Origin of the sequence: uncultured Campylobacter sp., from assembly GCF_938045595.1 — a bacterium.
Lineage (GTDB): Bacteria > Campylobacterota > Campylobacteria > Campylobacterales > Campylobacteraceae > Campylobacter_B.
The window spans coordinates 1-14729 of sequence record NZ_CALIBB010000284.1 but is presented as its reverse complement, the minus strand read 5'-3'; the positions used below and the strand labels follow the sequence as shown (position 1 = coordinate 14729).

15 protein-coding genes and 6 tRNA genes are annotated in these 14729 nt (G+C 48.4%); 12 read left to right on the top strand and 9 right to left on the bottom strand.

Annotated elements, in window-relative coordinates; all coding sequences use genetic code 11:
* The coding region (locus Q0340_RS11115) for a bifunctional hydroxymethylpyrimidine kinase/phosphomethylpyrimidine kinase (protein ID WP_298083352.1) at positions 1-220 on the bottom strand (220 nt) is incomplete at its 3' end.
* A 174-nt stretch (positions 221-394) separates the two neighbouring features.
* On the opposite strand from Q0340_RS11115, the gene Q0340_RS11110 reads away from it, so the two are divergent.
* The 8 genes from Q0340_RS11110 (at position 395) to Q0340_RS11075 (ending at position 9087) form a co-directional block, all read left to right on the top strand.
* Entirely contained in the window at positions 395-1522 is a 1128-nt protein-coding gene (locus Q0340_RS11110) for an efflux RND transporter periplasmic adaptor subunit (RefSeq protein WP_298083351.1), read from the top strand.
* A complete protein-coding gene (locus tag Q0340_RS11105) occupies positions 1522-4680 on the top strand; it encodes a multidrug efflux RND transporter permease subunit (protein WP_298083350.1) in 3159 nt (1052 codons plus the stop codon). Before Q0340_RS11110 ends, Q0340_RS11105 begins: the two co-directional genes overlap by 1 nt.
* The gene (locus Q0340_RS11100) at positions 4667-6124 is read left to right on the top strand and encodes a TolC family protein (RefSeq protein WP_298083349.1); all 1458 of its coding nucleotides are present in this window, start codon (positions 4667-4669) and stop codon (positions 6122-6124) included. The genes Q0340_RS11105 and Q0340_RS11100 overlap by 14 nt, the downstream gene beginning before the upstream one ends.
* Positions 6125-6485: 361 nt before the next feature.
* Positions 6486-6573 (top strand) — tRNA-Ser (locus Q0340_RS11095).
* Between the two features lie 229 nt (positions 6574-6802).
* Positions 6803-7756, top strand: a complete 954-nt coding sequence (locus Q0340_RS11090; protein WP_298083348.1) for a Dyp-type peroxidase — start codon at positions 6803-6805, stop codon at positions 7754-7756.
* A gap of 26 nt (positions 7757-7782) precedes the next feature.
* Positions 7783-8397, top strand: a complete 615-nt coding sequence (locus Q0340_RS11085) for a hypothetical protein (protein ID WP_298083347.1) — start codon at positions 7783-7785, stop codon at positions 8395-8397.
* A gap of 19 nt (positions 8398-8416) precedes the next feature.
* Positions 8417-8728, top strand: a complete 312-nt coding sequence (locus Q0340_RS11080; protein WP_298083346.1) for a hypothetical protein — start codon at positions 8417-8419, stop codon at positions 8726-8728.
* Between the two features lie 68 nt (positions 8729-8796).
* Positions 8797-9087 carry a hypothetical protein gene (locus Q0340_RS11075; protein ID WP_298083345.1) on the top strand — a complete coding sequence of 97 codons (291 nt, stop codon included), beginning with the start codon at positions 8797-8799 and terminating at the stop codon, positions 9085-9087.
* A 604-nt stretch (positions 9088-9691) separates the two neighbouring features.
* On the opposite strand, the gene Q0340_RS11070 is transcribed toward Q0340_RS11075, so the two are convergent.
* Positions 9692-9838, bottom strand: coding sequence for a hypothetical protein (locus tag Q0340_RS11070; RefSeq protein ID WP_298083344.1), 147 nt, complete (start codon positions 9836-9838; stop codon positions 9692-9694).
* Positions 9839-9867: 29 nt separating this feature from the next.
* On the opposite strand from Q0340_RS11070, the gene Q0340_RS11065 reads away from it, so the two are divergent.
* Both Q0340_RS11065 and Q0340_RS11060 read left to right on the top strand, forming a co-directional pair.
* The gene (locus tag Q0340_RS11065; RefSeq protein WP_298083343.1) at positions 9868-10029 is read left to right on the top strand and encodes a hypothetical protein; all 162 of its coding nucleotides are present in this window, start codon (positions 9868-9870) and stop codon (positions 10027-10029) included.
* Positions 10030-10089: 60 nt separating this feature from the next.
* Positions 10090-10809 (top strand): hypothetical protein, encoded by a 720-nt coding sequence (locus tag Q0340_RS11060; protein ID WP_298083342.1) that lies wholly within the window; start codon positions 10090-10092, stop codon positions 10807-10809.
* Positions 10810-11201: 392 nt separating this feature from the next.
* Here Q0340_RS11060 and Q0340_RS11055 read toward each other — a convergent pair whose 3' ends face one another.
* The 7 genes from Q0340_RS11055 to Q0340_RS11025 all read right to left on the bottom strand — a co-directional run bounded on the left by Q0340_RS11055 (position 11202) and on the right by Q0340_RS11025 (position 13436).
* Positions 11202-11444, bottom strand: coding sequence for a hypothetical protein (locus Q0340_RS11055; RefSeq protein ID WP_298083341.1), 243 nt, complete (start codon positions 11442-11444; stop codon positions 11202-11204).
* A gap of 17 nt (positions 11445-11461) precedes the next feature.
* Positions 11462-12316, bottom strand: a complete 855-nt coding sequence (locus Q0340_RS11050) for a hypothetical protein (protein ID WP_298083340.1) — start codon at positions 12314-12316, stop codon at positions 11462-11464.
* 518 nt (positions 12317-12834) lie between these two features.
* A tRNA-Ser gene (locus Q0340_RS11045) sits at positions 12835-12922 on the bottom strand.
* A gap of 58 nt (positions 12923-12980) precedes the next feature.
* Positions 12981-13136, bottom strand: coding sequence for a hypothetical protein (locus Q0340_RS11040; protein ID WP_177387338.1), 156 nt, complete (start codon positions 13134-13136; stop codon positions 12981-12983).
* Positions 13137-13156: 20 nt separating this feature from the next.
* A tRNA-Cys gene (locus Q0340_RS11035) sits at positions 13157-13230 on the bottom strand.
* A gap of 16 nt (positions 13231-13246) precedes the next feature.
* Positions 13247-13333 (bottom strand) — tRNA-Leu (locus tag Q0340_RS11030).
* A gap of 28 nt (positions 13334-13361) precedes the next feature.
* Positions 13362-13436 (bottom strand) — tRNA-Gly (locus Q0340_RS11025).
* Positions 13437-13569: 133 nt separating this feature from the next.
* Between Q0340_RS11025 and Q0340_RS11020 the strand changes: the two genes are divergently transcribed.
* Both Q0340_RS11020 and imm40 read left to right on the top strand, forming a co-directional pair.
* Positions 13570-13645: transfer RNA gene (locus Q0340_RS11020), tRNA-Ala, on the top strand.
* 453 nt (positions 13646-14098) lie between these two features.
* Positions 14099-14464, top strand: coding sequence for an Imm40 family immunity protein (imm40, locus tag Q0340_RS11015; protein WP_298083339.1), 366 nt, complete (start codon positions 14099-14101; stop codon positions 14462-14464).
* Positions 14465-14729 lie beyond the last annotated feature (265 nt).

The following is a 14729-nucleotide window of genomic DNA, read 5'->3' as shown; positions in this document are numbered from 1 at the left end:
CGGCGTCCGGAAAGATGTCGCTAAAAATCGCATCGAGCTGCGCCTCCACAAAATGCGGCGAAACGTCCAACACGCCGAATACGCCGCGCGAATTTTGCGCCGTAAGCGCCGTAATAGCGCTCATTGCAAACATCTTATGCGCGCTGATCGTTTTGATATCGGCCTGGATGCCCGCGCCGCCGCCGCTATCCGAACCCGCGATAGTAAGAATTTTTCTCATAAAAAGCCTTTAAAATTTTAGCGCGATTATATCGAAATTCCGCTATAATTCCGTCCGATATATTATTTTGCGGGCCAAATTTAAGTTTTATTTATATAGTTTTTATTATAATTTATAATTTATTCGTAATAACTATTACAAATACAAAATTTTAACCCAAATAGAGGAAATTACATGAAAAAAGTCGCCAGTTTGATTTTCGCAGCGTTTTTAGTTTCGGGCTGCTCCTATTTCGAAAAAAAGGAAGATAAAGGCGCGAAGCAAGGCGGCGAGGCTCCCGCGCTGCCGGTAGGCGTATTTACCGCCAAATCCGCCGACGTGCCGATAATTTTGAAATTTAACGGACAGACCGTGAGCGAGCTTGAGATAATGCTAAAGCCGCAGGTTTCGGGCACCATCGAAAAGCAGCTTTTCGAGCCTGGTCGTAGCGTCAAAAAGGGCGACGTGCTCTACGAGATCGACCGCTCGCGCTACCAAGCGGCGTTTGACAGCGCAAACGCTAATCTGCAAAACGCCTCGGCGGACTACAAAAGAGCCAAGGCGCTAAAAGCCAGCAATACGATCTCTCAAAAGGATTTTGATACCGCAAAGGCCGCGTTTATGGTAGCTGAAGCAAATTTTAAAAGCGCAAAGATCGATTTTGACCACTCGCTCGTGACCGCACCTTTTGACGGCATGGCGGGCGATACGCAAAAGGACGTAGGCGCATACGTAAACGTTGGCGAGGATCTGGTTAGGCTTTCTAAATTTGATCCGATCGACGTAGAATTCGGCATCGCGGACGTCGATAGACTGGAGCTTGATGCAAATTTAAGAAACGGGCAGTGGAAGCAGCTGGGCCGTCAGGTAAGCATAAATCTCGGCGGCAAGGACTACAACGGCACGCTAAGCTTCATCGATAGCGTCATAAATACAAACACCGCGTCCGTCAGCGCCAAGGCTCAAATTCCAAATCCAAACTTAGAAATTCGCCCCGGAATTTTTACTAAAGTAAGCGTCGAGGGCTTTTATCAGAAAAACGGCTTTAAAATTCCGCAAGTTGCGCTCAAGCAAGATCTTAGCAACACCATAGTCTATGTCGTACAAGACGGCAAGGTCGCTAAAAAAGTAGTCAAAATTTCGGCGCAAGATACCCGCACGGCGACGATCTCAAGCGGGCTACAGGACGGCGATCAGATCATTTTGGATAATTTTAAAAAGATCAACGTGGGCTCCAAGGTAACTCCCGTACCCGCAAGCACCGATCCCTACGTAGCAGGGCAGCCTGAAGCGCCTCAGAGCAATGCGGAAAGCGGGAAATAATGTTTTCTAAATTTTTCATCAACCGCCCCGTCTTTGCCTGCGTCGTTTCGATCATCATCGTAATCGCGGGCGTTTTGGCTCTTAAAAATTCCTCCGTCGAGGAGTATCCGCAACTCACGCCGCCGCAAATCGTCGTAAGCGCTACGTATAGCGGCGCGGATGCGCAAACGATCGCCGACGTCGTCGCAGCCCCTCTTGAAAACGCGATCAATGGCGTTGAAAATATGATCTATATGGAAAGCTCAGCAAGCTCCTCCGGCGACGTTCGTATCAACGTATATTTTCAAATCGGCACAAATCCAGCAGATGCGAAAGTCAATGTAAACAACCGCGTCACGCCAGCTCTTACGCTACTTCCCGACGAAGTGCGCCGCTACGGCGTAACCGTCACCGAGCGTAGCAGCACGATGCTCGAAGTGCTTGCATTTTACGATCCTAGCGAACAGATGGATGTTGTAGAGATGCAAAACTACGTAGCTATCAACGTCGTAGATGAGCTAAAGCGCGTGCCGGGCGTCGGCGAAGCTCAAGCGCTGGGTACGAAAGACTATGCTATGAGGATCTGGGTTAAGCCTGAGCTACTTAAGAAATTTAACGTTACGACTGCCGAGATAATCGCCGCAATAAGCGAGCAAAACAGCCAATACGCCGCGGGTAAGATGGGCGAGCAGCCAATGAACTTAGGCAATCCCTACGTATATGCAATCAAGCCTGAGGGTCGTTTAAAAACCGTCGAAGAGTTTGAAAATATCATCATACGCGCGCAAAAAGATGGGAATTTCTTGCGCGTAAAAGATGTCGCCGAGGTCAAACTTGGCGGCGCAAGCTACAATATCTCGGCGAAATTTAACGGTAAAGAGATGGTGCCTGTGCTTATCTTTATGCAAAGCGGTGCCAACGCTCTAGCCGTAGTTGAAGCGGTAAATAAGCGCATAGACGAGCTTAAACCAAATTTCCCAGGCGAGCTGACCTACGACGTCGCCTACGATACGACTAGCTTCGTAAAAGTATCGATCGAAGAGGTCATTCATACTTTTATTGAAGCGTTAATCCTCGTCATCATCGTTATGTATATGTTCTTAGGCAATCTTAGAGCGACGATCATTCCGACGCTTGCCGCTCCGGTGTCGATCTGCGGCGCGTTTATCGGAATTTATGCCTTTGGATTTTCTATAAATTTAATCACTCTTTTTGCGCTTATTTTAGCTATCGGCATCGTCGTGGACGACGCCATTATCGTGATCGAAAACGTAGAGAGAATTTTGCACGAGGAGCCGGATCTTAGCGTCAAAGAAGCTACCACGAAAGCGATGGGCGAGATCGTAGCGCCCGTCATCTCTATCGTGCTCGTGCTTTCAGCGGTTTTCGTGCCGGTTGCGTTTATGGAGGGCTTTACCGGGGTTATGCAGAGGCAATTTGCATTAACGCTCGTAGCCTCGGTATGTTTTTCAGGCTTCGTAGCCCTTACACTAACACCCGCGCTTTGCGCTCTAATCTTGCAAAAAAAGGAATCTGAGCCTTTTTTCTTTATAAGATGGTTTAATAATCTTTTTAGCATCTCAACTAAAATTTACGCCGCAGGCGTCGGCATGGTTCTTCGCCACGTACTAATCAGCCTCGTTTTTGTAGGCATCATCATCTATGCGATGGTGAAGCTTCTTGTGCTCACTCCTAGCGGCCTGGTGCCTAACGAGGACAAAGGCTCGATTATGGCGATGACTACGCTTCCGTCGGCATCTACTCTACCTAGGACGGAAGCCGATCAGGATTTCATCGCAAGTATCGCTAAAAAGTATCCAAACGTAAAAGATATAACCCAAATCACGGGATACGATATGCTAGCCGGAGCGCTTAGAGAAAATGCGGGAGCTTTTTTTATGAAGCTAAAAGACTGGAAAGATCGCCCGGGTGATGAAAATTCCAACTTCGCCTTAGCCGCCGCGCTAAACGGGCAGCTCTACGGCGCCGATCGCAACTCTATGACCTACGTCGTCACGCCGCCGCCTATTATGGGGCTTTCGCTTACGGGCGGATTTGAGCTCTACGCGCAAAGCACGACGGGCAAGAGCTACGATGAAATTCGCGCCGATATGGATCGCGTAACCGCCAAAGCCAACCAACATCCCGCTTTAAAACTCGTGCGAACGACGCTGGATACCGATTTCCCGCAGTATAAGCTCTACGTCGATAAAGAGAAGGTAAAGATGCTAGGCGTTAAGATATCAGATATCTTTACCGTGCTAAATTCCACCATCGGGCAGTATTATATCAACGACTTTAACTTAATGGGTCGCACATTCAAGGTCTATATCCGCGCTACGCAAAACTACAGAGACGATCCTAACGATCTAAAATCGCTCTACGTCCGCAGCGGCAGCGGCGATCTGATACCGTTAAATTCTTTAGTGAGGCTTGAGCGCTCGCTGGGTCCTGATTCCGTTAATAGATTTAACGCCTTCCCAGCAGCGCAGATTATGGGCGAGCCAAATACGGGTTATACCTCGGGTCAGGCGATTGCAGCGATCCAAGAGGTTATAAAAGAGGAGCTTCCTAGCGGATATTCTATCGGCTGGGCGGGCTCCGCGTATCAAGAGGTCAGCGAGACCGGCAAAGGCTCGCAGGCATTTGTATTTGGAATGATCTTCGTGTTTTTGATCCTAGCGGCTCAATATGAAAGGTGGCTCATGCCGCTTGCCGTGCTTACCGCCGTGCCGTTTTCGGTATTCGGCGCGCTCGTGTTTACATATTTCCGCGGGCTGAATAACGACATATATTTTCAGATCGGCTTGCTGCTTCTAATCGGTCTGGCGGCGAAAAACGCGATTTTGATCGTAGAATTTGCGATGAACGAGCACCTAAACAACCACCGCCCGATCGCGGAAGCTGCCGTCGAGGCCGCCAAGATGAGGTTTCGCCCTATCGTGATGACGAGCCTTGCATTCGGTCTTGGCGTGCTTCCGATGGTTATCGCCACCGGCGCGGGCGCTGCTAGCCGCCACGCGCTGGGAACCGGCGTCGTAGGCGGAATGCTCGCGGCATCTACAATCGCGATCTTTTTCGTGCCGCTGTTTTTCTACCTGCTCGAAAGCTTCAACGCTTGGCTTGATAGACGCGGCAAAAAAGTCCAAACTAACGAGGTGAACGATGAAAATAAATAATGCTCTTTTAAGCGCCTTGACGCTTGGAATTTTACTCTGCGGTTGCAACTTCAAGCCCGTTACGCCGCAGAAACAGACCGGCTTTAAGGCGGATTACGCGAGCACAAACGTTAGTACGCAGTGGTGGAAAAGCTTTAACGATCCGCAGCTAAACGCCCTGATCCAAAGCGCGCTGGAGCAAAATTCCGACCTGCAAACCGCGCTGAATAACGTCGAGTATGCGCGCGTAAATTTAGGGCTAAGCAAGCTCGAATACCTGCCGAACGTAAATTTAAGCGGCAGTGCGGTGCGCCAAAATAATTTCGGCAACCAGCCCGATCGCAACTCCCACGGCGCGTATCAGATCGGCGCCGTGCTAAGCTACGAGATCGATCTTTGGGGGCGCGTGCGCAACAGCGTAGATTCGGCGCGATCGCGATTTAATGCGACGAAATACGACTACGAAACCGCCAAAAATACGATTACTAGCACGGTTGCGACGACCTATTTTACGCTACTAGCACTAAAGCAGCAGGAGAAAATTTTAAAAGACAGTCTAAAAAGCTATCAAGATACGCAAAACTACCGCAAAAAGCAGCTCGATGCAGGCGCAGTTAGCGAGATCGTATTTTATCAGGCCAAAGCCGCGGTACAAAGCGCCGAGGCAAGCCTCATAAACGTGCAAAATCAGCTCTCCGCAGCTCAAACCTCGCTAAATATCCTAACGGGCAAGAGCTACGATGAAATTTTACGCGGCACGGCGCAGACCGCCGCGAAAATGCCTAGCGCGCCGCAGATCCCAAGCGGAATCCCAAGCGACGTGATCCTGCACCGCCCGGATGTCGCAAGCTCGCTCGAAAATCTGCGCGCAAGCAACTTCTTAGTGGGCGTCGCCAAGGCAGGCTACTTCCCTACTTTCTCGCTTACGGGCTCGGCGGGATACGCAAGCGGCGAATTTGACAGGCTGTTTACCGCAAGCGCGAGCACATGGAATATCGGCGGCTCACTCGTAGGACCGCTACTTGATTTCGGCCGCCAAAAAAGGCGTGTAGAGCTTGCAAATTTAGAGCAAAACGCGAGCTTCATCGCATACGACAAGGCGCTTAAAACCGCTTTCGGCGACGTTCGCGACGCGCTTGTAGGCGTGCAAAACGCCAAACTAAGGCAAGCAAGCCTCGCCGATCTCGTCGCTTCGCAGAGCAAAATTTATTCAAACGCCTCAAGCAGGTATCAGGCGGGCTACAGCGACCATCTGGAGTTTTTGGATTCGCAGCGAAACCTGCTTAGCGCGCAGCTAAATAAAGTGCAGGCTGATCTTGACGTGCTAAGCGCGACGGTAAACGCCTACAAGGCGCTCGGCGGCGGCTTTAGCATAGAAGATAGCGAAATAAAGGCGCTTTTAGGCGCCGAGCAGGACGTGCAGCCCAATATGTCCACCTTCCCGAAGGATAGAATTTTTAATTAGCTTTAAATTTACGAGCGACGCGAAATTTTAAAATACTCGTAAATTTAAAGCGTAGCTCGGTTTTTACGACGCAAGCGGACTATACAAAAGTAAAATCTGCTTGCGCTTTTTAAATTTAGCCCTGCAGCGGGCGGCAAGTCCGAATTTCAAAGATAATCTAAATTTTAAAATAGCCGCAACAAGGTAAAATCGTCGCTCGGCTAGAAAGCACAGTGCGGTCGGGCTTCGCGGCACGGTAGAATTTCAGGCGCGCGGCGAAATTGCAAGCGCCGCGTCTTAAATTTAAAGGCAAAACGGATTGCGCGCCGAAACGGAATTTGGCAAAATTTTAGATTTTCGCTATAATCGCGATTTTTAATTTAGATGGGTGTCCGAGCGGTTGAAGGAGCACGCCTGGAACGCGTGTAAAGTGCAAGCTTTCGAGGGTTCGAATCCCTTCCCATCTGCCACTATCTTAAAATTTCATCCCCGCAAAGCTCTGAAATTTCGCTTTCAACTCGGCGTAAATTTTATAAATTTAAAGCCAAAATTCCACCCTTGCCGCAAATCCCACGATCAAAGACAAAATTTCCTCCGCCGAAATCAAATCCGAAAGCCACCTAAATTCTATCTCTACGCCCGCCGTTTACCGATATTGCGCTAAAATTCCTTTTAAAATTTCACTTTAAAGGAGAGAAAATGGGTGAAGAAAAAAGTTGCGCCTGTGCGCATGTCAAATCCCAAAACGTAACCGACGCGCCCGGCAACAACACCGTGTTTATGATCTGGCGCTTTAACGCAGACAAAACCGCCTGCAAAAAGGCTTTCGAGAGGCTTTGCGCTCTGGTGATAAATTTAAACAAAACCGCCGTTACGAGATTCGGCGCGGCTAGCGAAACAAGCTGCGTGCTCGGCGTGGGCTTTGAAACATGGAAAATGCTAGGCTTGCCAAAGCCTTTGCCGAAGGAGCTAAAAAATTTCGAAGAGATTAGGGGCGATAAACACGCTGCGCCCGCTACCGGAGGCGATATCCATATCCACATCAGAGCCGCAAATCAAGCCGTTTGCTACGATATGGCAAGCGAGATCAGAGCCGCGCTAAAGGACGTCGCGACGTGCGAGGAGGAGATCTGCGGCTTTAAATACTACGACGGGCGCGCTATCATCGGCTTTGTGGACGGCACCGAAAACCCCCAGGGCGCAGATCGCGACTTTTTTGCTAAGGTAGGCGACGAGGATGCGGTGTATAAGGGCGGCAGCTACCTTTTCGTGCAGAAATATATCCACGATATGAGCGCATGGAACGCCGCGGGCGTCGCCGAGCAGGAGCGCGTCATCGGGCGTAGCAAACAAAACGACATCGAGATGAGCGAGGATATAAAACCTAGCAACTCGCACTCCGCCGCAGCCAACGTCGGCGACGATAAAAAGGTCGTGCGCGGCAATATGCCGTTTATGCAGGGCGGCGAGACGGGAACCTACTTCATCGCCTACGCAAGCACCTTTAGCACGCTGGAGCTGATGCTTGAGAGTATGTTTATCGGCCGCCCGCGAGGCAACTACGACCGCCTACTGGATTTCAGCACCGCAAAGACGGGCGCGCTCTTTTTCGCTCCGACCTTCGATATGCTGCAGGCTTATAGCGCAGAGTAAATTTAGCTTTAAATTAAAGGCGCGCAATGTTTTGCGATCTAAGCCCGTATCAGAGCAGGCGCTGCAAAGAGATCATAGAGGGCAAAGTCAAAAATAGTGAAAACGTCAGGGGTCTGATAGAGTTCATAGACGCTAAATTTAAAACTCGAGCGATCAGCGCGTTTTACGGCGCGGGCAAGAACTCGGCGTGGCTTAAGATCGTGCTTCGCTTCGATAAAGACGCCGCAAAAATCACCGATAAAAAGTGCATCGAGCGCTACCTCGCCCGTACGCCGCTTTTCGAGAAACTAAACGGACTTAAGAGCTTTTATATCTCGGTCGAGTCCTTCGAGTCGCAGATCCGCACCGATCTGATCCAAGGCGCGGTAGAGGAGCTGCTGCGAAACCGAAGCGAGCTTTTAGCGCCGCTTAAAATTTGGTATATCGCAGCGGTGTCCGACGCGCCCGTAGTTTTTTATTTCACGAGGCAGGACGCGGCACGCCGCGAAGGGGGCGAAAAGATAGAGCGGCTGATAAGAAATTTTATAGAGAAAGCGCAGGACGCTAAATATCTGAGCCACATGGAATTTAAGCTGTTTTTTGACAGCAAGGAGTCCGTGGATCTTGAGTGCGGCGGGAATTTGTTCTACTATTTCAAATAAAATTTAACTAAGGAGCAAAATGGATGCGAAGCTTTACTTAAACAAGGCTATAATGCAGCTCTCGCGGGGGCTTGAGGAGGGCGGCGTGCAGAGCCTAAAAGCAGCACTTGAGGGCGAAGGCGACGAGGTTAGCAAGACGCAAGCTCGCGTGATCTTAGGCGAATACTTCGTGATGAAAGGGGATTTCGCGCAGGCTAAGGAATATCTAGGGCCCGTGGCGCAAGACGCCGAGCGACTGCGAGATCAATACGATGACCTGCTGGACGATGAAATTTGCAGAGCCGATATGCTTTTGGATATGATCGAGCGCTTCGGGTTTTTGGCGGAGTAAAACCGCTCGCGATATGCGGCGGCACAGTAAGCGTCGCGGCGGCGATAAAATTTTAAGATCAGAGCGAAATGTCGAAATACTCATTTGAAACCATAGAGCGGATGCTGTTAAAATGCGTCCTTGAGGGCGGCGAGCCTGAGCTTAGCTTTTGCCTGCGCGGCGCGCAATACATGATCATCGCCTACGCCGATCGCTGCTCGTTTCAAAGGTGCGCGGACGAAGCGGGCGCAAATGCAAGCGGCGAGCGGTATTTCGCCACGCTGCGGGAGCTCTACGGCGCGCCGCAGATAGACGGACGCTCGCTAAAAGAGCTCTGGAGCGAGGCGGATGATTTTTACTGCTTTGATTTTGAACTATAAGACCTCGAAATTTCATGCGGCGATGCGGCAAGCGTACGCGGTACCGATACGCGGCGCTGATAAATTTCAACGAAATAAAATTTTGAAAGGACGCAAGCAGGCTCTGCTTGGGATAGCGTCGTTAAGGCGTGCGGCGAGGTCGGCAAATTTAGCGCGGGATTTGAAAGTCATGAGATAGCGATGGGTGCGCCGAGTCTGGGCAGGCTGCGGCTTTGCGCGAGCACGTGGCTTTTTGCAAGAGGGCGTTAAATTTTTTCAGCAAGAAAGCCCGAGGTGGCAAAATGCGACCGAGCATCCGCCTGCTTGCCTACCGAACAACATAGCTTAAATTTAAACCTCGGTGCCGATCTTGGCAGGATGGGTTAAATTTTAGCAGTGATTGCGGCGGTACCCGCGCCGCGACCTTACAACATCTGAGACTAGCGTGCATAAGTTTCATCTAATTGATGTAAGTTAGGCGCGGGCTTAAATTGAAGTAGATTCAATGACGGCAGTGCGAACGTAGAAATGTCGTCGCAAGGTTTAAATTTGAAATGCAAAAAAGCGGCGGCGCAGACGAAAACGCGCTGCGAGATCTAAAATTTAGCCGAAGCGGCGCCAAGAGCTAGCAAATTTTACTTAGCGAGCAGGCTACGGCATACTTTATACTAGAGAATTCGCGGTTTTTGGCATTTGCCAAATGCACGTCTGATAAATGCAGCTTGCAAAGGTGCTGTGGCTGGCGGACATCGACCTTAAAACTTAGGGTCATAGGGCTGATCGACCTTATCGGGTCTAGTTGTGGCTAGCGGACATGAGCCTCAAATCGCGGGCGGACGCAAAAGATCGTGCAGTTTCTATCTTTCAAAGGCGGTTTATCGGGGATTAAACTCGCCGATTTTTATGCCAAAAGGCTTTTCCGCGAACGTCCACGCGCTGTTTGACGATGAAATCAAAAGCTAAATTTAACAGCGCAAAATACCCGAGCCGCTAGCGACGAATTTTGAAACGAGGGTAAATTTAATGCAAAATTTAAAAGGCGAATCGCAGAAGTCGCAGCAGTCTGAGCGAAACGGCGCCGAGCGCCGAAATCCGCCGAAATTTGACAATAACCCCCTCGTCGTCAAAGACTACAACATAATAGTATTCTTTATTTATAACCTATTCTTCGCTCCCTTGGCGGTACCGGTGTTTCTGTATATAGGGGATATTTTCCCATACTATACGCCGTTTGTCCCTATAGTATTCGCCGTCGTGTCCTATCTCAACAGCGCCCATACGCGCTTTGTTCATTTGACGAACAGGAGCATCAACTACGTCAATAAAGGCAAAATCACGAAATCTATAAAATTTGATGAGATATCGCTCATAAAGCTCACCGCCACGCCGCTATTCGGACATATCGTGCCCGCTAGAAATTCCGCAGGCATTGTGCTTTCGTTCATCGTGATAGCCGTCGCGTTTGCCGGATTTTTACAAAGCCTTAGAGGATTTATAATTTTTATTATGAGCGCGGCGGCATTGATTTTGCCGTTTTTCATCTCCAAACTGATTTTTTCAAAGATCACGGAGGGGAAATTTAGCTTCCGTGCGATCGATACTTTGATCATCTATGACGGCAAGGGCGAATTTATCAGTTTTATGATGAGCGAAACGGACTTTGAAAGAGTTTGCCGCTACATGCTGAAGGAGCGGCGGATCAGCCCGTCAAAATTTCAAAAGCAGTTTGTGATATTTCAATGAAACGGGCGTTTCGATCAATATCATCGCCGAGGTTTGCCCGCGCACGCCGCAAAGCTCGATGGAATTTCGCGGCAGCTCGCACCACTTCGTGCCTTGAAATTTGCCGCGACCGCTTTAAATTTTAAGGCACGGGGTTTGGATTTCAGTTCGAAACGGCACGCTGGGCGAATAAATTTTACTTAGCAAGTGAGCTACGGCGTGCTTTATACCAAAGAATTCGCGGTTTTTGGCATTTTCCGAATGGGCGAGAGATGGGATACGACTCGCAAGGGTGCTGCGGCTAGCGGACATGAGCCTTAAATAGGTAAATTTCATATCCAAAATGTTCGGCGCCTCAAGCCTTGCGTTTAAATTTAATCTACAACTATAAGCCGAATTTTAATCTGTCCAATTTAAATATCCGCGCAGACGGCGTGCATCGCGGCTCCGTCGTTTGCCACGGCGTAGAGGCGACCACCGCTTACGAGCATGATCTGATCCGAGCCGAATTGAAACTTGCCGAATTCCACCTCTTTTAAGATCGAGCCGTCGTCCGCGCCAATCAAAACCGGCTTGCCGCGGCGATCTGCGAGTAAAATTTTATCCTCGCACCACGCAAAATGCTCGGTTCCGCCGGTGTCAAGCTTAAAGATCACCTCGCCGCTTACCGCGTCTACGGCGTATAGATGCCCGCCCTTGCCCGCAGTGCCGAAATACAGCGTCTCGCGACCCCGCCGTTTGTCTTGCTCGCTAAAATGCGACGTCGCTCCGCCGCGCAGGCAAACGGGCGTATATAGATACATAGATACGCGCCTAGCTTCAGCCGCCAAAGAGTTTTGCCTTTTGCAGCCGCTTTTTTGCGGGTTTGCTTGCCGCCGTTTGAAATTTTATCTTTCGCCTCGCTCGTTTCATCGCGCGGATCGTTTTTGCTTTCTTTACAAACAGTCGCCACATCGTCATTTTCGGAGGAATTTTTTAAATTTTCGCCCGCCGCGCTGCTGAAATTTACTGCGCCGCCCAAATCGGCAGCCACGCCGTTTAAATTTGACCCGCCTTGCGAGGCTCTGCACTCCATCATAAAGGGCGAGCTCATCCGCACGGCAAAGCCCTCAAACTCGTAGGTTTGCGCATCGTTGTAGATCTGCTTCACGGGCGCAGGAGCGTCGCCAAGCTCGCTCATTTCGCCGTCTTGTATTTTGATGAGCTTTGCGGACGAATCGACGAAGCCCTCGTAGTATCTCGTATTTAGCACGAAGTGGCCGTCCTGCGGGTAACAAAGCGCGGAGGCGGCGAAGAAAATTTCGCGCTGCTCGTAGGCAAGCACTGATCTTTTGTGCTCGCTAAAATCGCGCGAAAACGTATCTAGCAGCACGTAGCTGGGCGTTAGCTTCGCGGCGATATTTTGTTCGCTAGGGGCTGCAAAGGCAAAATGGACGAAGGCTATCCGCTCGCCCATCTCGTAAATGCCCGTCACGCCGTGTCCGCGAAACTCCACGCCCTGCATCGCAAGAGGATATGATTTTAGCATTTGCGGCTCCTTAAAATTTGAAGCGATTATAGCTTAAATTGAGGCGCGAATTTTAAAATTTTGTATGCGCGTTGAAATTTTACGTCGTACACGTTAAATCATACGATGCGCACGCTAAAATTTTACGGCGCGCGGCATGGAATTTCAAATTTTGCAGAGTTTCCAAAATTTTACGCCTGGCACAATGAACGCTACTCTTAAAAACTCATAACTAAATTTCGTTGCTAGGTTTTTCGTTCACTTTTATACCAGACGAACGCTCAAAGCTTAATGCCATTATATTATTTCAACATTGTGCACTACTTTGATTCGGACTGATCAATTAAGGCCACTATCGAAATCTTGGCTTTTTTCCTACGTATCTTTCTGGCATTCGTTTACGAATATGCTATTCTAACCGCCTATTTGCGCCCCATATCGTGAAGTAGAGTTTAAACGTAAAGAGCATTAAATGAAAATTAGTATAAATAAAATGTGAAATTTTTGAAGTTAAAAGGGAATTTCAGATTAGATTAAAATGGCCGGGAGATAGGGATTCGAACCCCAGGAGGCTTTCACCTCAACGGTTTTCAAGACCGCCGCTTTCGACCGCTCAGCCATCTCCCGATTACGGGCGGGTAGGCCCCGCCGTAGATTCGCGCAGATCAAGACCTGCACGTGAAATTTATTCGGTTTTTTCTCCGACCCACTCGGCGCCGTTGTGAACCTTTTCTTTGGTCCATTGAGCCGCGTTGTGTGAGTCCTCTTTTACGCCGTGCCAAGTATTAGAGCACCCGCTAAAAACCATCAATGCCAAAAGAGCCGCTAATATGTATCTCATAATAACTCCTTTTTAGGATCTGGAGGCGACACCCGGATTCGAACCGGGGATCAAAGCTTTGCAGGCTCATGCCTTACCACTTGGCTATGTCGCCGCGCCGGCTTATTAGGTGGTGCCCGGAGCCGGACTTGAACCGGCACGGAAAAAATTCCGAGGGATTTTAAGTCCCTTGCGTCTACCGATTCCGCCATCCGGGCACATTTAATACAAAAACAGAATGTAAAATGGAGCGGGAAACGAGAGTCGAACTCGCGACATCAACCATGGCAAGGTTGCGCTCTACCACTGAGCTATTCCCGCGCAAAGAAATGAAATATTACCCAATGCAAGCTTAAAATTTCATTTTATAGCGGCCCTTGCAGAGAAAATTTTGGCACAGCGCCTGAATTTAAAAATTTTGTAAGTAAAATAATGTAAAATTACAAAATCTTTTGGGGTTATAGCTCAGCTGGGAGAGCGCTTGAATGGCATTCAAGAGGTCGGCGGTTCGATCCCGCTTAACTCCACCATTTAAGCTATTTTTAAATTTTAATCACTTCTTTTAGATCTCTTTTACTTCCTTTAAATACCGATATCTAGGGCTTTTAGTAATTTTAATTATTTTTGTTTCTTTTTATGTTATAATTATTTTAAAATAATTCAGTTAGTTATTAGGCTAGTTAAAATCTGTTTACAGAAAGAGCGATAAATATCGCTATAAAAACATTTTTAATGTGTATATCGCACAAAAAACCAAAAAAACAGCATAAGCGAGAGCTATATCGCAAAAATCATTAAGATGAACGAAAAATATATACTTCCATCTTTTGACGAGCGCGATGCAAATACGATAAAGTATAGTGATATTTTAGAATTTTGAACCAAAATAATCCGAGTACTAGTCGTCTCGAAACGCTTCATAGCCTAATAAACGATATAGAAAAGTCTTTGCAATAAATTAAATTTTAATGAAAGGAGAGATTATGTCAGTTGAAGAAGATGGCGCGGCGTTTATAGATGAAGATTACGTAAATATCGTGCCGCAGGATCTGCTAGAGCGCGACATACGCCTAAGGGAGGAGTACGGAATTTATGATATAGCTTGGAGATTTGATGATGTAATGGAGGTGCTAAAAATCACAAGAGGCAAAGGTATGATTATCCTAGGAGGAGACGTATATCGCTTAAGCGGCAATGAGCCCATAATCACATATGACAACTGGTATACCGAAGAGGAAGATGACAATGCATTCGAAGTGGCGATCGAATATATCACTAATTATCGCGCTAGAAATGGAGATGACTTTGCATACTGCCCAACTATTTGTCCTGGGCGAGTGCCCAAATGAAAATTTTAACTTCCAATGCAGAATATGCTGGTTTTGCTCATATTCTGATAAATATAAAAATGTGTGCCGAACTGAATGCCAATATGTGCGTAGATGGGATATAAAAGACTTTAGGAGCGGTTTTGAAAGACAACGAAGTAGTTTTAATACTATCGATCGAAAGCGATAGAGATCTATCCGAGACAATAAGCAGCAGCGGCATATCTGCAACAAAAACCTGGCGCAGGAGAGATTTGAAACTAAAAGGTTCTATTTTAAAATACAG